Below are 21464 nucleotides of genomic sequence, written 5' to 3'. Positions count from 1 at the left end.
ATTAATAATTTAATTGGTTAAATTGGTTTAAATGGAAAATACCGGGAGTTTTGGTTTCTCCCGATTTTCTTTTTTTAATACTGAAATTCAGCCTATCCAAAAAAAGAGATACAAATAAATCTATGTGCTTTACTAAAAAAAATCTACTTGTTTTCCTTTTGTTCTTCCTTTCAAATACTGTCTTTTCCCAAATACAGCTCCCACAGCTTATAGCTGATAGCATGGTATTACAAAGAGACGCAAATCTGAAAATTTGGGGTTGGGCATCTAAAGGTGAAAAGGTGAAAGTTAGTTTCAACGGTAAAAAAGCTTCCGCAATTACAGATAATAACGGAAAGTGGATGATGGAACTTCCGGCCATGAAAGCTGGTGGGCCATACCAGATGAAACTGGAAGGTAAAAACACATTGGTTTTAAAAGGAATTTTAATTGGTGACGTTTGGTTATGTTCAGGTCAGTCAAATATGGTGCATCAAATGCGTTTGCATGCTATAAGGTATGCAGATGACATCGCGAAAGCAAATTACCCAGAAATACGACAATTTTGGGTGCCAACTGCTACCAATTTAAATGCACCAAGCAAAGTGTTGCCTGTAAGTTCTTGGAAGTGGGCTAACCAAAAAAATGTGGAAGAATTTTCGGCTGTGGCTTATTTTTTTGCTAAAAATGTTTACGAAAAACATCACGTTCCTATTGGAATCATTAACTCAAGCGTAGGCGGAACACCAATTGAAGCTTGGACAAGCGAAGAAGGTTTTAAAGATTTTAATGATATACATAAAATTATTCAACAGAATAAGGATACTGCTTATATTAACCAAAGAAGCAAAGAAGTTTCCATTGTGAATTCAAAACAGGACCCAGATAAAGGTTTAGGTGAAGATGTTAAATGGTTTGCCCCTAATTATAGCCCTAAAAACTGGCAACAAATTAATGTTCCTGGCTATTGGGAAGATCAAGGTGTCAGAAATTTGGATGGGGTAGTTTGGTACAGAAAAGTAATAAATGTTCCCGCATCGATGGTTGGTAAGCCCGCCCGATTATTTATGGGACGGATTGTGGATGCAGATGTGGTTTACGTTAATGGAAAAGAAGTTGGGCGTACGTCGTACCAATATCCACAAAGAATATATAGTATAAAACCAGATGTATTAAAAGAAGGCGAAAACTTAGTTGTAGTTCGTGTGCAAAACAACTCTGGAAAAGGAGGCTTTGTGCCAGATAAACCTTACTTCATTGAAGTTGGTGATGAAAAAATTGACCTTAAAGGTTATTGGGATTATAAAGTTGGGCAAGTAAATCGTCCTTCTCGGTTTACTGGAAAAAAGGGTCCTATTAGTGCTCAAAACCAACCAACGGCTTTATACAATGCCATGATTGCACCTTTTATCGATTATAAAATTAAAGGCGTGTTATGGTATCAGGGTGAAAGCAATACCGGAAATGCGAATGATTACGAACAATATCTTCCTGCGTTAATTAAGGATTGGCGCACTAAATTTAAAAATAGCGAGTTGCCATTTTATTATGTGCAACTTCCTGGTTTTGGCGATTATAATTATTTACCATCAGAAAGTGGTTCGGCTATCGTTCGTGAAGCTTTCCTTAAAACTTTGTCAGTTCCAAACACAGGCATGGCTGTTACTATTGATGTTGGCGAGTGGAACGATATCCATCCCGATAGGAAAAAAGAAGTAGGTGATAGGCTGGCATTAATTGCTCGTCATTTTAATTACGGTGAAAAAGATTTAGAATATAGCGGACCTCTTTATCAATCCTCAGAGATAAAAGGGAATAAAATCATCATCAATTTTAGTCACATTTCCGAAGGGCTAATCACAATAGACGGAGGAGAATTGTCAAGTTTTGCTATCGCAGGTGCAGATAAAAAGTTTGGTTTGGCAAATGCAAAGATTGTTGGGAAAACAGTAGAGGTTTTTTCTAATGAAGTTCAAGAACCTATGTATGTACGCTACGCTTGGGCAGATAATCCGGTAAACCCAAACCTTTATAATACAGAAAATTTACCAGCTTCGCCGTTCAGAACAGATAAACCATAATTAGTATTCAACCATTAAACATTCGGCTATTAGTTTGCCGTAATGTTATTTCTTGTTTTTTATCCTTACGGTTTATATATAAGTATATTTTGGGGTAAAAACCCATCCATTTAATTTTTAGCGTGTTTTTAATCGAACATTAATCTTATAAAATTAACGAAATGTACCCTCTTAAATCAGGGTATGATCTTAACTTTATCTTTTGATTTATGGCGCTTGCTGTAAATCTGTTAAACCTAAATTCATAAGAAATCTAAACAATGAGAAAATTATTAGTAATTCTATCTGTGTTATGCTGTACTATTTTTTTAACGACAGCTCAGGAGGTAGTATCGCATGCTAAAGCAGGTTTTGATGTTCCTCAATCTGATATACAATATGGAAAAATAGAAGCTTTAACTTACAGTTCAAAAACCGTTGGTACAGATCGCAAAGTAACCATTTATACACCCCCAAATTTTTCAAAAAGCAAAAAGTACCCAGTACTATATCTTTTACATGGTATTGGTGGAGATGAGAAAGAATGGTTAAACGGTGGACAACCTCAGGTTATATTGGATAATTTATATGCTCAGGGTAAAGTGAAGCCAATGATTGTGGTAATGCCAAATGGCAGAGCTATGAAAGATGACAGCGCTACCGGAAATATAATGGCAAAAGATAAAGTGGAAGCTTTCGCTACGTTTGAGCAAGATTTATTGAATGATTTGATTCCTTTTGTAGAGAAAACTTATTCTGTTTATAAAGACCGTGAACATAGAGCAATAGCCGGACTTTCTATGGGGGGCGGACAATCCTTGAATTTTGGATTAGGTAACTTGGATAAATTTGCTTGGGTTGGTGGCTTTTCTTCTGCACCAAATACCAAGAAACCGGAAGAGTTAGTTCCAGATGCTGATAAAGCAAAAAAAATGCTCAAACTTTTATGGATTTCATGCGGTGCTAGTGACGGCTTGTTAAATGTCAGTAAGCGTACGCATGATTACTTAACCGAAAAAAGTGTGCCTCATATCTATTATATCGAGCCGGGAGGACATGACTTTAAAGTGTGGAAAAATGGTTTATTTATGTATGCTCAGCTTATTTTTAAGCCGGTAAATAAAGATCTTTTCCCTAATTATCTTCAGTCCAATTAGTGTCATTTACCCTTACAACTCGTTTTTTAAAAATGGGATAAGCTTTAAGTAAACAGGTCTAACAAAATTAAATTAGAAATAATTAACCAGATGAAAATCAAAAATGTAATTATCGTTGCGCTATTGGTGCTTACGAATTCCAGCGTATTCGGTCAAAACAAAAAGTTTTATATTTTTTTAGCATTTGGGCAATCCAATATGGAGGGCAGCGCCAAAATTGAAGCTCAAGATACTGTAAATATAAATCCCCGCTTCAAGGTATTAGAAACATTGGATTGCCCAGTAATTAACCGTAAAGCTGATACTTGGTACACTGCTGTTCCACCTCTTACCCGCTGCAATACAGGTTTAACTCCAATAGATTATTTTGGAAGAAAGTTAATTGAAAATTTACCTGAAGATGTAACGGTTGGGGTAATTAACGTGGCCGTTGGCGGATGTAAAATCGAACTTTTTGACAAAGATAATTATCAATCTTACACTGCAACTGCACCAGATTGGATGTTGGGCATGATTAAAGCCTATAACGGAAATCCTTACGGAAGATTGGTTGAGCTAGCAAAACTGGCCCAAAAAGATGGAGTAATTAAAGGGATATTATTACATCAGGGCGAGTCAAATACGGGCGATGCTAATTGGCCAACAAAAGTAAAAGGCGTTTACAGTAACCTCTTAAACGATTTAAATCTAAAGGCTGAAAATGTACCGCTTCTAGCCGGCGAAGTGGTAAATGCTGACCAGAACGGGGTATGTGCAAGTATGAACGAAATAATTGCCACTTTACCCACAGTAATACCAACAGCACATGTGATTTCTTCTAAAGGATGTACAGATGGCCCAGATAACCTGCATTTTGATGCTGCTGGCTATAGAGAGTTAGGAAGGCGATATGCTGATCAAATGTTAGCGTTGCTAAAATTTTAATTAGAAAATACGAGGTTTTAAAGTTTATATCTATGAACTATTGCAGGAATTACTCGCTTTAAAATTATCATGTTTTAATATCATCAATATGTTAAAAGGAATGCATCAAAAATTAATATTTTTTATTTTCTGTTTTGTAATGATGTGCTTTACAAATTTAAAGGCGCAATCTTCAAAAGCGGATTTAAAATTATGGTATGATAAACCATCAGGCAAAGTTTGGGAGAATGCCATGCCTGTAGGAAATGGCAGGTTAGGGGCAATGGTTTACGGAAATGTGGAGAGCGAGAATATTCAGCTAAATGAGCATACACTTTGGAGCGGTAGTCCTAATAGAAACGATAATCCGCTAGCGTTAGATTCGTTAAACAGGATATGCCAATTGATTTTTGACAGCAAACAGAAGGATGCAGAACGCCTGATCAATAAGGTAATTGTTTCCAAAAAATCACACGGACAAATGTTTGAGCCGGTGGGGAGCATAAAACTTGATTTTTTAGGTCATGAAAATTACACCAATTATTATCGCGACTTAAATTTACAAAATGCCCTTGCCACTACAACTTATAATGTAGGAGACGTAACTTACAAAAGAGAGGTTATCGCTTCTTTTCCAGATCGGGTAATTGCCATTCATTTAACAGCAAGCAAATCAAATAGTTTAAGTTTTACGGCACTTTACACAACCCCACAACCAAAAGTAAAGCATAAAGCTTCCAACAACGGCGAGCTAATTCTTTCAGGTACTACTATTAACCACGAAGGCGTAGAAGGAAAAGTTAAATTTGAAAGTATTGCGAAAATAATACCTAAGGGCGGTTCTTTAACCAATACTGATTCTACAATTTCGGTAAAAAACGCAGATGAAGTTACCATTTACATTTCCGTTGCCACAAATTTCAATAGCTATAATGATATAAGCGGTAACGAAATTGATAGAGCAAACTCGTATTTAAGAAAAGCAGTAACTGAAAAGTTTTCTGATGTTTTAAGTGCCAATATTGCTGCGTATCAAAAGTTTTTTAACAGAGTCAAACTTGATTTAGGAGAATCGAAATTTGCTAATGTACCTACAGATCAGCGTTTAAAAAACTTCAATTCGGTTAATGATCCGTCTTTTGCTGCATTATATTACCAGTATGGTCGCTATTTATTGATATCTTCTTCGCAACCTGGTGGGCAGCCGGCCAATTTACAAGGTATCTGGAATAATAGCTTGAGGCCGGCATGGGATAGTAAATATACTATCAATATCAATACAGAAATGAATTACTGGCCTGCCGAAAAAACAAATTTGGCAGAGATGCATGAACCGTTGCTTAAAATGGTTCAAGAGCTTTCGGTTACCGGGCAAAAAACAGCAAAAGATATGTATGGTGCAAGAGGATGGATGGCGCACCACAATACCGATATATGGCGTATAACTGGCGCTGTAGACGGTGCTTTTTGGGGCGCTTGGAGCAATGGTGGAGGTTGGCTAAGTCAGCACCTTTGGGAGCATTACCTTTATAGTGGCGACAAGGAGTATCTAAAATCGGTGTATCCGGTTTTAAAAGGAGCTGCAATGTTTTACGCAGATTATTTGATTACCCATCCAAAGTATAAATGGTCTGTAATGTCACCCGATACGTCGCCAGAAAACGCACCTGCAGCACATCAGGGGTCATCCATTGATGTAGGTACTACAATGACCAATCAAATTGTTTTTGATGTTTTTTCCAATGCAATACAAGCAGCTTCAATTTTAAATCGAGATAAGGCTTTCGCCGATACTTTGAAGCAGAAACGAAGCAATTTAGCGCCTATGCAGATTGGAAAGCACAGCCAACTACAAGAATGGCTAGATGATGTGGATAATCCAAAAGATAATCACAGGCACATTTCACATCTGTACGGTTTGTTCCCTTCTAACCAAATATCTCCTTACCGTACGCCAGAATTGTACAGTGCTGCAAAAAATACATTGTTACAACGTGGAGACGTTTCAACCGGCTGGAGTATGGGCTGGAAAGTAAACTGGTGGGCAAAAATGTTAGACGGAGACCATGCTTACAAACTGATTCAAAATCAGCTAACACCTGTGGGAACAAATGAAGGCGGAGGTGGGACATATAATAACCTTTTTGATGCACACGCTCCATTTCAAATAGATGGAAATTTTGGATGTACATCCGGCATAACAGAAATGCTAATGCAAAGTTCGGATGGAGATCTTAACCTATTACCAGCTTTGCCTGATTTATGGCTTGCCAAAGGAAATATTTCGGGCTTAAGAGCAAGAGGCGGTTTTGAATTAATTAACATGGAGTGGAAAGACGGAAAAGTAATAAAAGCGGAAATAAAATCTACGCTTGGTGGTAATTTAAGGTTAAGGCTTCCTAATAAAATGAAATTGATAAACAATAAATTATTAAAAATAGCTTCAGGAAATAATCCTAATTTATTTTATCAAACCGAAGAAGTAAAAGCACCTATAATATCAGATAAGGCAATAATTACACCGCTAAATCTAAAGGAAACCTTTGTATATGATGTAACAACCAATAAAGACAAAATTTACACCCTTATTTTAAACCAATAAAACTTATGAAATTGAATGTCATTTTATCGGGCGTATTTGCGTTATTATTAACTTCAGTTTGTTTAGCTCAAGAAGGTTCAATTAAAAACGATTTTAAACCATCCAGCTCAAACCAGCCGGGGCAAGAATATCCGCAAGTTAATTCACAAGGTTATGCCAGATTTAAAATTTTTGCTCCTAAATCAGATAGTGTTAAAGTAAGTTTGGGTTTGGGCGGTAGAGGCGGGACAAAACTTTCTAAAAACTCAGAAGGTTTTTTCACTGGTACTACCGAAGGTCCAATGGATGAAGGTTTTCATTACTATCATCTAACAGTTGATGGAGGTACTTTTAATGATCCGGGTGCTTTAAATTATTATGGATCTGTTCGCTGGGAAAGTGGTATAGAAATACCTGCCCACGATGCAGAATTTTATGCTTTGAAAAATGTTCCTCACGGAAATGTACAGCAAATACTTTTTCCATCTAAAAGCACCAATACTTCACGTAGAGCTTTTGTTTATACGCCTCCAGGATATAATAAAAACACCTCCACACGCTATCCTGTTCTTTATTTACAGCATGGTTGGGGCGAGGATGAAACCGCGTGGATGAATCAAGGGAACGCAAATTTAATTATGGATAATTTAATTGCAGAAGGAAAAACGAAGCCGTTTATTATTGTAAACACTTACGGTATGACCAATGAAGTGAAATGGGGTAAGATGAAAGAATTTAGCATTGTTCCGTTTCAAACGGTACTTATTGAGGAGTTGATTCCTTATGTCGACGCGAACTTCCGTACAGTAGCAAATCAAGCTAACAGAGCAATGGCGGGGCTTTCTATGGGAGGAATGGAAACTCATACGATTACTTTAAACAGACCAGATGTATTTGCATATTATGGTTTATTGAGCGGAGGAACTTATAATTCTTCTGAAATTAAAGACAAAAATGTAGTAAAACTTATTTTCTTGAGTTGCGGCAGCAAAGAAAATCCTAACCGAGTAAAAACAGCGGCTGAGGAATTGAAAAAAGCCGGAATTAATGCGGTTTCTTACGTTTCTGAAAATACAGCTCATGAATTCTTAACATGGAGAAGAAGTCTTCGTGAACTTGCACCAATGCTTTTCCAAAAATAATTAATCAGCTACTTATGAATTATAAAAATAAAAGTCTGTCTGTTTTTTTAAGTGTCTTGCTGACATCTTTTGTGTGTTCTGCACAAGATTCAGATGTTTTTAAGCGATCAACTACCACCCAACTAGGTAAAAACTTTCCGCAAGTGAATGACAAAGGAGAGGTTAGAGCCAGCATTTTAGCTCCAAACGCAACCAAAGTTCAACTTGACTTAGGTGGTGTAAAATACGATTTAGTTAAAGACGAAAAAGGAGTATGGACAGGTCAATCTCAACCACAAGATGCAGGTTTTCATTATTATCAGTTAAATATCGATGGTGCTTCCGTTCCTGATCCGGGAAGTATGTATTATTATGGCGCAGGTCGTTGGGGTAGTGGTATTGAAATTCCGGCTCCTGATCAAGAATTTTATGCACTAAAATATGTGCCGCATGGCTTAGTAAGCGAGAATATTTATTTCTCAAAAATAACTAAAGCAGCAAGACGCTGTTTTGTGTATACTCCTCCGGGTTATACCGAGGATACCAAAAAATGTTACCCGGTATTGTACTTACAACATGGAAGTTTTGAGGACGAAACTGGCTGGTCTGCACAAGGAAAAGCCAACCTTATTCTTGACAATTTAATAGCCAATAAGAAAGCAACACCAATGATCATCGTAATGGACAATGGTTATTCAACCAAGCCTGATGGTAATAATGGTGGAAATGATAAAGCTTCTGTTTTTGAAGAAGTTTTAATGAACGAAGTAATCCCTATGATCGATGCTAAATTCAGAACCATCGCCAATAGAGAAAACCGGGCAATTGCAGGTCTTTCTATGGGCGCAAACCAAACCATGAGGATCATCATGAACAATTTGGAGAAGTTTTCCAGTTACGGTGGCTTTAGTGGTACGCCAAATTACCCCAGTTCAGACGCAATTGATCCGGCAACTTTTTTAAACGGAAGCTTTAAAGAAGGAAAGCTAATCAATGATAAAATAAGGGTTCTGTTCTTAGGCTTAGGTACAAAAGAAGGTAGCCCTTTCCCCGCGTCTATAGGGGCGTTTAAAAACATGTTAGACAAGCAGGGGATTAAGTACGTGTATTATGAATCTCCGAAAACGGCCCATGAATGGCAGACATGGAGGAGAAATTTAAAAGAATATGCCGCACTTTTATTTAAAAACTAATTACTTTTTTAAAAAGAAGCTTTCACACCTGGAAAAAAATAATAATAACAAAATGATATATCACTTCCACAAATCCAAAATTTCAGCAGCACTAATGCTGATTAGTTTTTTAATTTGTTTTACAGTGCAAGCACAAGAAAAGCTGTACCCAAACATGTTCCCTTTAAAAGATGTTAGTCTGTTAAACGGTCCTTTTAAACATGCTAGAGATTTGAATATTCAAACACTCTTGAAATATGATGTGGATAGGTTGCTTGCGCCGTATTTAAAAGAAGCAGGTTTGGTTCCTAAGGGCGAAAGCTATAAAAATTGGGAAGGTTTGGACGGACATATCGGTGGTCATTATTTAGCGGCACTAGCGATGAACTATGCGGCGACCAATAATGCTGAATGTAAACGCCGGATGGATTATATGATTACCGAATTAAAGGCGTGTCAAGATGCGAATACAAAAAACCACGGAGAATGGGGGAAAGGGTATGTTGGTGGTGCGCCAAATAGTGCTGAAATATGGTCAACCCTAAAAAAGGGAGATTTTAAGGCTTATCGTGGTGGTTGGGTGCCTTGGTATAATGTACATAAAATGTACGCAGGATTGCGGGATGCTTGGCTATATGGTGGAAGCAACGATGCAAAAGATATATTTATCAAATTTTGCGACTGGAGTATTGATGTTACAGCAGGTTTATCTGAGGAGCAGATGCAACAAATATTGGATGTAGAACCAGGAGGTATGAACGAAATGTTTGCCGATGCCTACCAAATTACTGGAGATAAAAAATACTTAACTACTGCAAAACGTTTTTCGCATAAATCCATTTTAGATCCATTGGTTAAAGGGGTTGATAATTTGGATAATAAACACGCAAATACACAAGTACCTAAAGCCATTGGTTTTGAGCGTATTGGTGAATTAGCCGGAGACCAACAGTATAAGGACGCAGGGAGTTTCTTTTGGGAAACGGTAACCAAGAACCGCACCTTAGCTTTTGGTGGAAACAGCCGTCGAGAGTTTTTCCCAAGTGTAGCCTCTTCCATTGATTTTGTGAATGATGTAGAGGGTCCAGAAACTTGCAACAGCTACAATATGCTAAAGCTTACTCAGGATTTATTCCGTTTAGATCCTTCCGCAAAATATATTGATTTTTACGAAAAAGCATTATATAACCATATTCTATCAACCCAACATCCAGAACATGGTGGTTACGTTTATTTTACGCCGGCTCGCCCACGCCATTACAGAGTTTATTCTGCACCAAATGAAGGAATGTGGTGTTGTGTAGGCAGTGGGATGGAAAATCACGGTAAATACAACGAATTTATTTACACACACCAAAATGATTCATTATTCTTAAACCTTTTCATTGCCTCTAAATTAAACTGGGCCCAAAAAGGAATCACTTTAAAGCAGGAAACAAATTTCCCAGATGAAGCGCAATCTAAATTAACAATTACTGGAGGTAAATCTAAGTTTACATTAATGATAAGGTATCCGAATTGGGTAAAAGCTGGAACTTTAGGGATAACTGTGAACGGAAAAGCAATCAAAATTAGCCAAAGTCCTTCTTCTTATGTAGCAATTAACAGGTTATGGAAAAAAGGCGATGTAGTAGAGTTGAAATTGCCCATGCAAACAACCGTAGAGCACATGCCAAACATTCCTGTTTATGCATCTATTATGCGAGGACCAATATTGTTAAGTGCTAAAACTGGTCAAGATGAATTAAAAGGTTTAGTTGCGGATGATAGTCGCTGGGGGCATATTGCAGGAGGAAAAAAACTTGCGGTAGATAAAGCACCTATTATTGTTGATGATCATCCAGATAAAATTTCAGAAAGAGTTGCTCCTCTAAAAGGAGAAAATATGAAGTTTCAGTTTGTAAATGAGAAAATCATCAATCCGGAGAAATTGGTTTTAGAGCCGTTTTACAAAATCCATGATTCTAGGTATATGATGTATTGGATGATGTTGAGTAACAAACAATATGGTTCTTATCTAGATTCTGTCTCGTCTGTAGAAAAAGAGAAACTTGAACTTCAAAATCGTACGGTTGATTTTGTAGCTCCAGGAGAGCAGCAGCCGGAAGTGGACCATGCCATGCAAACGGAAAATTCTCGTAAAGGTGTTTCACATGATCAATTCTTTAGAGAAGCTAATAAAGGCGGATACTTTAGTTACAGCATGGCCACAAACTCGTTGACTAACCTTTCTTTATACGTTCGTTATTGGGGAGCAGAGTGGGGGAATAGGGATTTTGAGTTGTACATAGATGATGAAAAACTCACAACTGTAAAGAATACAAGAAGGTGGGAGCTTTCCCTTTTCCAAAGCGAAGAGTACAAAATACCTGAAACTATGTTGAAAGGAAAAAAAAGCATTCGCGTAAAGTTTAAAGCTTTACCTGACAGTACAGCAGGTGCGGTTTATTACGTGAGATTATTAACTAATAAATAGAATTGATGCTTTAAGCGTATCATAGAATTAAAAAAAAATGAGAAAATTTATCTTACTGATTTGTTTTTTAGCTGTTTCAGCTTTAACTCAAGCACAGCAAAACACCTATCAAATTCAAAGTCCGGATAAAAGCATTACTGTCAATTTTAATGTGGCAGAAATGACTTACGCTATTAGCTATATTGGAAAGCCATTGTTAAATACCTCCAAATTGGGTTTGGTTAGGAAAGACGAAGATTTTACTAAAAACTTGAAGCTAGTGAAAGCATCTGCTTCAAAAATTGTAAAAGATGATTACCAGATATTGAATGCTAAAAAGAAAAATGTTTCTTATAGAGCGATGGAGCGTGTTTTTGAAACTATTAACTCATCCGGAAAGAAGATGAATATCATTTTTAGGGTTTCTAATGATGGTGTTGCATTCTGTTACAAATTTCCAGACAAATTAGCTGAAATAAAATATATCACTTCAGAAGCTTCAACCTTTCATTTTTTCGAGGGCACAAAAGCTTGGTTACAACCAAAAGCTGATGCACAAACTGGTTTCGAACATACCAATCCATCTTATGAAGCACATTACATGATGGATATTCCGGTAGGAACTCCGTCCAACAGTTCAAACGGATGGGTTTATCCTGCATTATTCAAGTATGGCAATCAATGGCTATTGTTAACTGAGGCATCATTAGGAAGAACGTATAGCGGAACAGCGTTACAGAAAAATTCTCCGAACGGTGAATATAAGATTGGCTTTCCTCAAGCACAAGAAAAAATTGAAGGTGGCGCTTTAAATCCACAATCAGAACTTCCTTGGCAAACGCCATGGAGAATTATTGCAATAGGAAGCTTGAAAACCATTATGGAATCAACCTTGGGAACTGATTTAGCTTTTCCAGCAAAGAAAATGGATTCATATTTTATAAAGCTAGGTAAATCATCATGGAGCTGGGTGTTAGAAAAAGACAAAGCCACCATCTTTCCGGTACAGAAAAAATATATCGATTACGCAGCAGATATGAACTGGCAATATTGTTTGATCGATGCAAATTGGGATGAAACAATCGGGTATGATTCTGTACAAGTATTATCAGATTATGCTAAGGAAAAGAATGTAGGATTGCTTTTGTGGTACAATTCTGCGGGAGACTGGAATACCGTAAAGTTTACACCAAGAAACAAATTACTCACGCATGAAAGCAGAGTAAAAGAGTTTTCTCTTCTAGAGAAGATGGGGATTAAAGGTGTTAAAATAGATTTTTTTGGTGGCGATGGACAGTCCATGATCAACTATTACGAAGATATTTTAGAAGATGCAGCCACTTACCATTTATTAGTGAATTTTCACGGCGCAACTTTACCTAGAGGACTTCAGCGTACTTATCCAAATTTCGTAACTGCAGAAGCCGTTTTTGGTTATGAAATGATCACGTTTAGTCAAGATGCTGCTAATAAGGCTCCCTCACATTCAGTAAATAGCGCAATGATTCGTAATGTTTATGATCCAATGGATTTTACGCCAATGGCACTCTATCAAATACCAGGAATAAAAAGGATAACAACCCAAACGTTTGAGCTGGCTACTTCAGTGGTTTTTTTATCTGGAATACAACATTTTGCCGAAACTCCAGACGGGATGACTCATGTCCCAGAAGATGTTAAGAGCTTCTTAAGAGAATTGCCAACGCATTGGGACGAGGTAAAGTTTATTGATGGTTTTCCAGGAAAGTATTATGTAGTTGCCAGAAAAGGAGATGGAAGGTGGTATTTTGCTGGAATTAACGGCGAAAATAAATCAAGAAAAGTTACTATAGATCTTTCAGGATTTTCTACAAATGATTTGGAACTTTTTAAAGATTTCGAGAACGGAACTTTTGATGTAATTAAAATGAAAAATGTAACTATCAAAGACAATAAACTAGAAATAGAACTTAAACCAAACGGCGGATTTATTTTGGTTCAAAAAGATTAAAACAACTGCGCTTCCGCGGAAGCAAAAATGAAAAATTTATGATGAATAAGACTCTTCTTAAATCGTTAATTGTGTTTTTAGTACTGACCCATGTAATAAGTGTAAAAGCGCAAAATCCTATTGTGCAAACTAATTACACAGCAGATCCGGCGCCAATGGTGCACAACGGAAAATTGTTTTTATACACCAGCCATGATGAAGATAATTCCACATGGTTTGTAATGAACGATTGGAAACTTTACACCACTGAGGATATGGTGAACTGGACAGATCATGGCGCTATAGCATCGTACAAAATTTTTGATTGGGCTAAAGGAGACGCTTGGGCAATTCAGGTGGTAGAAAGAAATGGCAAATTTTATTTATACGCTCCAATTACAGCTAAAGAAAATAACCGACCAGCTATTGGAGTTGCCATTTCTGATAGTCCTTACGGTCCGTTTATAGATCCGCTGGGGAAACCTCTAGTGCAAATGAATGCTGGAGACATTGATCCAACTGCTTTTATTGATGATGACGGACAAGCGTATTTATATTGGGGAAATCCATTACTAAAATATGCTAAACTGAATGAGGATATGATTTCAATCGATGGAGAGCCAAACTTAGTGCCCATGACGGAAGCTTCTTTCGGAAAACGGAATGGAAATCCAGAACGACCAACTTTATACGAAGAAGGACCATGGCTTTACAAGCGGAACAAACTGTATTACTTACTTTGGCCAGGTGGTCCTTTACCAGAGCATATCGGTTATTCTACCAGTAAAAGTCCAATCGGGCCGTGGAAATACGAAGGTACTTTGATGGCTAAAGAAGGTGGGAGTTTTACCAATCATCCTGGGATGGTTGATTATAAAGGGAAAACTTACTTCTTCTACCACAACGGTTCATTACCAGGAGGCGGAGGATTTAACCGTTCCGTTGCGGTTGAGGAAGCCGAATTTAATAAAGACGGCACCATAAAGCCGATGAAAATGACAACTGGGATAGCTAAGAGTTTAACAACGCTTAATCCTTACATCATCAATCAGGCTGAGACTATTGCTTGGTCAAAAGACGTAAAAGCATCGCAAAACAAAGAGGTTGGAGTTTTCATCACTGCTAAGAAAAATGGTGCATACACACGAGTAAGAGACGCTGATTTCGGTAAAAACGGCCCTAAAAAATTCACTGCTCGGGTAGGTACTACCCACAATACACCAGTTACGATGGAAATACATCTGGACAGTGCCGATGGCGAAACTGTTGCCACCATAAAAATACCAAGAACTGGCGGTAACGATAGGTGGAGCATAGTATCTGCGGATATGCCGAAAATAACAGGTGTTCACGACCTCTATTTTGTTTTTAAAAGTAAGGCAGAAACCGATTTAATGTATTTCGATTATTGGAGATTTAGTAAATAAGAAATTAAAAGATTATGAAAAATTGCAATCGATGGCGAGCGACCAAATTAGCCTTATTGTTTTCCGTATTAGGAAATATTTGTTTCGCACAAAATAACCCTGTAGTACAAACAAAGTACACTGCAGATCCAGCTCCATTTGTTTATAAAGACACCGTGTTTTTATACACCACCCATGATGAGGATGATGCGAAGGGCTTTAAAATGCTAAACTGGTTATTGTACACCTCTACAGATATGGCAAATTGGACAGACCGCGGAATAGTGGCTTCCTTAGATGACTTTAGCTGGGGAACTAAAGGCAATGGTGCATGGGCGCTTCAAGTGATAGAACGTGATGGGAAATTTTATATGTATTGTCCAATGCATGGTAAAGGACTGGGGGTTTTAGTAGCTGATAATCCCTACGGCCCATTTAAAGACCCACTGAACAAGAAATTGATAGAAACAGACCATACTTGGAATGATATAGATCCAAGTCCTTTTATTGATGATGACGGGCAAGCTTATTTATATTGGGGAAACCCGGATTTGTATTGCGTTAAACTGAATAAGGATATGATTTCCTATTCTGGTGAAGTAATAAAAGTAGCCAGCAAACCAGCAAACTATCAGGAGGGTCCTTGGGTGTGGAAACGAGAAGGGCATTATTACTTAGCTTATGCTTCCACCTGTTGCCCAGAAGGAATTGGTTACGCAATGAGTACTTCTCCTTTAGGTCCTTGGGAATATAAAGGGATGGTGATGGATGCTACAAAAAGGTCAAATGGAAACCACCCGGGTATCATAGATTATAAAGGCAAATCATATACGTTCGGCCTCAATTATGAATTACTGAGAAAAATATCTCCAGAACATTCTGAAAGGCGGTCAGTTTCTGTCGCAGAAATGACTTATAACGCAGATGGCACAATCCAAACACTACCATTTTGGTTGCCAGAGGGAGTTGCACAAGTGGAAAATTTTAATCCTTTCAGACGGGTAGAAGCAGAAACTATCGCTTGGGCTGAGGGTTTAAAAACGGAGAGAAATCCGGTAAGCGGAATGTATGTTACTAATATTGATAACAATGATTATTTAAAAGTTAGAGGGGTTGATTTTGGAAAAGGCGCTAAGAAATTTGAAGCAAGCTTGGCTTCGGTAAAAGCAGGTTCAACAATAGAAATCCGTATTGATTCTTTAAACGGTCCTTTAATCTCGGTTTGTAAAGTAAAACCAAGTGGCGATTTAAACAAATGGTCAACCAGCTTATCCAAACTGAAAAAGACTAAAGAAGTACATGATGTGTACTTCGTTTTTAAAGGCGAAGGAGGAGAATTATTCAATTTTGATTGGTGGAAATTTTACTAAAATTTCACAAATCTTTAAAGAAAAAAAAAACGAATAATCTAACTGATGGAAAAGTCAATACAAGAAAATATCGTTCAGCTTTTTACCGGTTAATGGAAAGTATCAACTCATATTAATTACAGACGGTGCTTATGACAAAGCCTTTAATACAAAATAAGTCGTAGATCAAAACAGTACAGTACAGGTAAAATTGCTTCGTCGTGGAGGTATTGTAGCCTCGTTAATTTCTTTTAAAGATTAAATAATTTTATATGACAATGAAAATTAAACTCATTCTATTTATATTTCTTTTACCGCTAACCTCATTTTCTCAGATTTATCAAAAGCATGACCTACTGAAAGACAGACTTAAAATACAATTCTCCGAAGGTGTATTAAATATTATCCCCCTAACTGATAAAGCTGTTAGGGTACAGTGGGAGAAAGACGGCATTAGAGAAGACAAAGAGTTTGTGTTGGTAAATAAGGTGAATGTTCCAGCATTTAAATTTAAAGAATCGGCATCAAAGCTGAGCTTAATAACCAATAGCATGACCATATCCTTCGATAAGAAAACTAGCGTCATAGATTACAGCGATAATAAAGGGAAGCCTTTTTTGAGCGAGAAGAGTGGGAGTAGAAAGCTTGTTGCAAGTACAGTTCACGGCGAACCTTGTTTCATTGCAGAGCAGGGATTTGATTCTCCGGTAGATGAACACCTTTTTGGACTAGGACAGTTTCAAGATGGAAATTTTGATTTGCGTAACATCAGCAGAAAACTTATTCAGGTAAATTCACAAATAGCAATTCCTTTTCTTTATTCAAGTAAAGGCTACGGAATTCTTTGGCATCAGTATGGCCTCACTACATTCAACCCAGCAGACAATCAAATTAACCTTACCAAGTCTGATGTTGCTTCCAAAGATAATTTAGTGGAAGTAACCACAACATCTGGTACTCAAAAAGTTTCTCAACAACAATCTCTTTACGCCGGGAAGTTCAATATTGGCGAAGACGGAGAATATAGCATCATGCTTGATTTGGGAAATATGGATAGCCGCCACTTGGTAACTATTGACGGAGTGCCTTTCATAGATCAGAGCAATTTATGGCTACCACCAGCCGCTGGTAAACTGTTAAAGCTAAAAGCAGGAGAACACAGTGTTCAGGTGGTTTGTGGTGCTAAAAACACGCCGAAGTTATCTTATAAAAAAGCGGGTAATGAAACTGTTTTCCGATCTCCAAATGCAAAATCTCTAGATTATGTGGTTTTTCGTGGAGATGATGCTGATGAAGTAATTGCAAATTATAGAGATCTTTCTGGTAATGTGCCAATGTTGCCTTTATGGGCTTATGGTTTTTGGCAATGTCGCGAGCGCTATACCTCAGGAGATCATTTGGTAAATACAATTAAAGAGTTTAGAAAGAGAAACCTACCGGTAGATGTCATTGTGCAAGATTGGCAGTATTGGGGTAAGTATGGCTGGGGAGTCCCTAAATTTGATGAAGCTAATTATCCAGATCCTGAAAAATTCATTAAAGAATTGCATGATTTGGATGCACATTTTTCAATTTCTGTATGGGAGAATTTAGATAAGAAATCAGAGATAGCCAAAGCCTACCTAGATAAGAACCTTTTTATAAAAGATAGCCCTTGGATTGATATTTATAATCCTGAAACACAAAAGGTTCACTGGAATGCATTAAACAAAAACTTATTTACCTATGGTGTAGATTCTTGGTGGATGGACGCTACAGAGCCTGAAAATGATGCTTTGGTTGGTAAAAATACTTATTTTGGTTTGGGCGATTTTTACAGACTAACCTATCCCTTATTTGTTAGTAAAGCAGTTTATGAAGGTCAGCGGGAAACCAATCCTCAAAAGAGAGTCACCACACTTACAAGATCTGCTTTCCCTGGTCAGCAACGTTACGGGACCATCAATTGGTCTGGCGATATCGGTTGGGATTGGGATGCCTACAAAAGACAGATTGTGGCAGGATTAAACTTTTCTTTAACGGGAATGCCTTACTGGACAACCGATATCGGTGGGTTTTTTCGTCCAGGAAGAGGTCAGTATACTGATGAAAAATACCATGATATTTTAACCCGCTGGTTCCAATGGGGAGCTTTCAATACCATTTTCCGCATACACGGTTATCAATCAGAAACTGAGCCTTGGAAATATGGCGAAAAGGTAGAAAACAATATGCGTAAAATGCTTGATCTACGCTACCGTTTAATGCCTTACATCTATTCCGAAGGATGGCAGATTTCTAAAAATAATTCTACCATGATGCGTCCTTTGGTAATGGATTTTCAAGATGACGCCACTGCAATTGCGCAACCATTTGAATATATGTTTGGCAAATCTTTCTTGGTAGCTCCAGTTACACAACCTGGTGTTATAGAAACTGATGTTTATTTACCAAAAAGCGAAGGCTGGTTTGATTTCTGGACCGGCAAATCTTTTAAAGGTGGACAAAAGGTAACTACCGCAGCACCTTCTGATAAAATTCCTCTTTTTGTAAAGGCAGGATCAATTGTTCCTATGGGTAAAATCATGCAGTCAACAGCTCAAAAACTTCAAGATACCATTGAAGTCCGAGTTTATAAAGGTGCTGATGGCTCTTTCGATTTATATGAAGATGAGGGAGATAATTACAGCTACGAAAAAGGTAACTATACCATTATTCCATTTAAATGGGATGATAAAAAACAATCTTTAACTATTGGAAAACTTCAAGGTAGCTATCCAAACAGTTTGAAAAAGAGAGTTTTTAACGTTGTTTTTGTGAGCGAAACAACTGGAACTGGAATTGAAGAAAGTGAAGTTAAAAAAGAAGTTGTTTATCAATCAAAAAATATAACTATTAAAAATTAAAATACTGATGATGAGGGATTTTAAGTTGATATTATTGTTTGTAGGATTGTCTTTGAGCAGCAAAGCACAGTCTTACCAGAAAACGGCCATTGGTGCAGATATAATTACGGATTCCTTTCTGGTGAAAGTCCAGTTCTACAGTCCAGATATCGTTAGAATTTTGAAATCACCGAAGGAAAAAAAATTCGAAAAGGAGAGTCTGTCAGTAATTAAAACTCCTCAAAAAACGAGCTTCAGCGTTGCAAAGAACGCACAAAAAGTCACCTTAAAATCCCGAAATCTTACAGTTTCGGTAGATTCAAAAACTGGTGAAATTAGTTATTATACAGCAAAGGGAGTGAAACTGTTAAGTGAGCAAGATAAAAGCGCTTCGTTTGTTCCGTTTAACGATGCTGGAAGTCAAACCTTCAGCGTAAAACAAGCTTTTACTTTAGATAAGGACGAAGCTATTTATGGTCTCGGGCAACAACAAAGAGGCAAAATGGTTCAACGTAACCTAAGCTTGAACATGGTGCAGGGAAACACAGATGATTATGTTACTTTTTTCCAGTCGGTTAAAGGTTATGGCTTGTTTTGGGATAACTATTCGCCCACACAATTTAAAGACAGTCCAGAAAGCACTTTTTTCAAGTCGGATGTTGGAGATTGTATTGATTATTATTTCATGTACGGTGGAAATGCTGACGGTGTAATCGCTAAAATGCGTGATCTTACGGGTCAAGCGCCCATGTTTCCTTTATGGACTTACGGCTTTTTCCAAAGTAAAGAACGTTACAAAAGTCAAGATGAATTAGTTGGCGTAGTCAAAAAATATCGTGATTTAAAAGTCCCACTCGATGGAATTATACAAGATTGGCAATATTGGGGAAACAACTATTTGTGGAACGCAATGGACTTTTTAAACGTTGATTTTCCAAACCCAAAGAAAATGGTGGACGATATCCATGGTTTAAATGCACATGCGGTAATTTCCATCTGGAGTTCCTTTGGACCACAAACCAAGCAATACCGTGATCTAGATAGTATTAATGCATTATTTAAATTTGGTACTTGGCCACAATCTGGTTCCGAAAAATGGCCTCCTAATCGTGATTATCCTTCTGGGGTGAGAGTTTACGATGCTTATAATCCTAAAGCAAGAGATATTTATTCTGATTATTTAAATAAAGGACTTCGTTCAGTGGGGATTGATGGTTGGTGGATGGATTCAACAGAACCTGACCACCTCGATTTTAAACCCGAAGATTTTGATACTAAAACCTATTTAGGTTCATTCAGAAAGGTGCGAAATGCTTATCCATTAATGACCGTTGGGGGAGTTTACACCCACCAAAGAAAACTTGATGATAGTAAACGCGTGTTTATTTTAACGCGTTCCGCTTTTGCAGGCCAACAGCGATACGGCGCAAATACTTGGTCGGGGGATGTAACCGCTTCATGGGAAGCACTGCGTAACCAGATTTCTGCCGGGCTTAATTTTTCCCTTACCGGAATGCCTTATTGGAATAGTGATATCGGCGGTTTTTTCTTAAACAATTACCGAAGAAAACTAGAAGACCCGGAGTACAGAGAATTATATGTGCGATGGTTACAATTTGGCGCTTTTTGTCCTATGATGCGTTCTCACGGAGCTGATGCACCAAGGGAAATCTATCAATTCGGAAAGAGTGGAGAAAAGGCTTATGATGCCATTGAAAAATATATCAATTTAAGATACAGTCTTTTACCCTACATCTATTCCACTTCATGGGACGTAACCACTAACCAGTCAAGTATGATAAGGGCTTTGGTAATGGATTTCCCGGCTGATGAAAAAGCGTTGGATATTAACGATCAGTTTATGTTTGGAAAATCAATATTGGTAAGTCCTGTTACCAAAGCTATGTACGTAAAGCCAAGTTCAAATAATGGGAACAAGTTTCAAGTTGAAGATTTTAGCTCGACCAAAACAAAAGAAACCTACTTGCCTGCAGGTACGCAGTGGTACGACTTCTGGACGGGAAAAAAAATAGCTGGAGGTGAAAATACCGTTAAAGAAACACCACTAGATATTTTACCACTTTACGTAAAAGAAGGTGCAATTATTCCATTTGGGCCGTCAGTACAATATGCTACAGAGAAGAAATGGGACAATTTAGAAATACGTGTTTACCCTGGCCAAAACGGAGAATTCGTTTTGTACGAAGATGAGAACGATAACTATAATTACGAAAAAGGCGTATTTACAACTATCCGCTTTACTTGGAATGATGAGCAGAAAGCGTTAACCATATCAGAAAGAAAAGGCGCATTCCTAGGGATGCTGGCTGAAAGAAAATTCAATATTGTTCTTGTTGGCGCAACAAGTAGCTCTTCCACTTTAAAAACTAGTAAACAAATAGATTACTCGGGAAAGAAGACTATCATTAAACTCTAATATAAAATAAA

General features: G+C 37.5%; 12 protein-coding genes. All 12 read left to right on the top strand.

Annotated elements, in window-relative coordinates; all coding sequences use genetic code 11:
* The first annotated feature begins 221 nt into the window (after nt 1-221).
* Complete coding sequence (locus tag ACFSSE_RS15435) at nt 222-2060, top strand: sialate O-acetylesterase (RefSeq protein ID WP_379041494.1); 1839 nt, start codon at nt 222-224, stop codon at nt 2058-2060.
* 260 nt (nt 2061-2320) lie between these two features.
* Nucleotides 2321-3196 carry an alpha/beta hydrolase gene (locus ACFSSE_RS15430; RefSeq protein WP_379041496.1) on the top strand — a complete coding sequence of 292 codons (876 nt, stop codon included), beginning with the start codon at nt 2321-2323 and terminating at the stop codon, nt 3194-3196.
* Nucleotides 3197-3286: 90 nt separating this feature from the next.
* Nucleotides 3287-4120 carry a sialate O-acetylesterase gene (locus ACFSSE_RS15425; protein ID WP_379041498.1) on the top strand — a complete coding sequence of 278 codons (834 nt, stop codon included), beginning with the start codon at nt 3287-3289 and terminating at the stop codon, nt 4118-4120.
* Nucleotides 4121-4220: 100 nt separating this feature from the next.
* Nucleotides 4221-6701, top strand: a complete 2481-nt coding sequence (locus ACFSSE_RS15420) for a glycoside hydrolase family 95 protein (RefSeq protein WP_379101008.1) — start codon at nt 4221-4223, stop codon at nt 6699-6701.
* A 5-nt stretch (nt 6702-6706) separates the two neighbouring features.
* Nucleotides 6707-7822, top strand: a complete 1116-nt coding sequence (locus ACFSSE_RS15415) for an alpha/beta hydrolase-fold protein (protein ID WP_379041502.1) — start codon at nt 6707-6709, stop codon at nt 7820-7822.
* A gap of 14 nt (nt 7823-7836) precedes the next feature.
* Nucleotides 7837-8994: an alpha/beta hydrolase gene (locus tag ACFSSE_RS15410; RefSeq protein WP_379041504.1), complete on the top strand. Its 1158-nt coding sequence runs from the start codon at nt 7837-7839 to the stop codon at nt 8992-8994.
* 94 nt (nt 8995-9088) lie between these two features.
* Nucleotides 9089-11449, top strand: coding sequence for a glycoside hydrolase family 127 protein (locus ACFSSE_RS15405; RefSeq protein ID WP_379041506.1), 2361 nt, complete (start codon nt 9089-9091; stop codon nt 11447-11449).
* A gap of 37 nt (nt 11450-11486) precedes the next feature.
* Nucleotides 11487-13418, top strand: coding sequence for a glycoside hydrolase family 97 protein (locus ACFSSE_RS15400; protein ID WP_379041508.1), 1932 nt, complete (start codon nt 11487-11489; stop codon nt 13416-13418).
* A 38-nt stretch (nt 13419-13456) separates the two neighbouring features.
* Nucleotides 13457-14824 carry a glycoside hydrolase family 43 protein gene (locus ACFSSE_RS15395; RefSeq protein WP_379041510.1) on the top strand — a complete coding sequence of 456 codons (1368 nt, stop codon included), beginning with the start codon at nt 13457-13459 and terminating at the stop codon, nt 14822-14824.
* A 14-nt stretch (nt 14825-14838) separates the two neighbouring features.
* Complete coding sequence (locus tag ACFSSE_RS15390) at nt 14839-16173, top strand: glycoside hydrolase family 43 protein (protein WP_379041512.1); 1335 nt, start codon at nt 14839-14841, stop codon at nt 16171-16173.
* Between the two features lie 257 nt (nt 16174-16430).
* The gene (locus tag ACFSSE_RS15385; RefSeq protein ID WP_379041514.1) at nt 16431-19037 is read left to right on the top strand and encodes a glycoside hydrolase family 31 protein; all 2607 of its coding nucleotides are present in this window, start codon (nt 16431-16433) and stop codon (nt 19035-19037) included.
* A gap of 7 nt (nt 19038-19044) precedes the next feature.
* Entirely contained in the window at nt 19045-21453 is a 2409-nt protein-coding gene (locus tag ACFSSE_RS15380) for a glycoside hydrolase family 31 protein (RefSeq protein ID WP_379101005.1), read from the top strand.
* Nucleotides 21454-21464: the final 11 nt, after the last annotated feature.

The sequence above is a fragment of the Pedobacter alpinus genome, assembly GCF_042684645.1.
Classification (GTDB): domain Bacteria; phylum Bacteroidota; class Bacteroidia; order Sphingobacteriales; family Sphingobacteriaceae; genus Pseudopedobacter; species Pseudopedobacter alpinus.
Note: the sequence above shows the minus strand (reverse complement) of the source record. Positions and strands in the feature narration are given on the sequence as shown.

Coding starts and splice junctions, on each gene's coding strand:
- ACFSSE_RS15420 (WP_379101008.1), top strand. CDS start 4,221: ATGCATCAAAAATTAATATTTTTTATTTTCTGTTTTGTAATGATGTGC.
- ACFSSE_RS15405 (WP_379041506.1), top strand. CDS start 9,089: ATGCTGATTAGTTTTTTAATTTGTTTTACAGTGCAAGCACAAGAAAAG.
- ACFSSE_RS15425 (WP_379041498.1), top strand. CDS start 3,287: ATGAAAATCAAAAATGTAATTATCGTTGCGCTATTGGTGCTTACGAAT.
- ACFSSE_RS15435 (WP_379041494.1), top strand. CDS start 222: ATGGTATTACAAAGAGACGCAAATCTGAAAATTTGGGGTTGGGCATCT.
- ACFSSE_RS15410 (WP_379041504.1), top strand. CDS start 7,837: ATGAATTATAAAAATAAAAGTCTGTCTGTTTTTTTAAGTGTCTTGCTG.
- ACFSSE_RS15400 (WP_379041508.1), top strand. CDS start 11,487: ATGAGAAAATTTATCTTACTGATTTGTTTTTTAGCTGTTTCAGCTTTA.
- ACFSSE_RS15430 (WP_379041496.1), top strand. CDS start 2,321: ATGAGAAAATTATTAGTAATTCTATCTGTGTTATGCTGTACTATTTTT.
- ACFSSE_RS15380 (WP_379101005.1), top strand. CDS start 19,045: ATGATGAGGGATTTTAAGTTGATATTATTGTTTGTAGGATTGTCTTTG.
- ACFSSE_RS15390 (WP_379041512.1), top strand. CDS start 14,839: ATGAAAAATTGCAATCGATGGCGAGCGACCAAATTAGCCTTATTGTTT.
- ACFSSE_RS15415 (WP_379041502.1), top strand. CDS start 6,707: ATGAAATTGAATGTCATTTTATCGGGCGTATTTGCGTTATTATTAACT.
- ACFSSE_RS15385 (WP_379041514.1), top strand. CDS start 16,431: ATGAAAATTAAACTCATTCTATTTATATTTCTTTTACCGCTAACCTCA.
- ACFSSE_RS15395 (WP_379041510.1), top strand. CDS start 13,457: ATGATGAATAAGACTCTTCTTAAATCGTTAATTGTGTTTTTAGTACTG.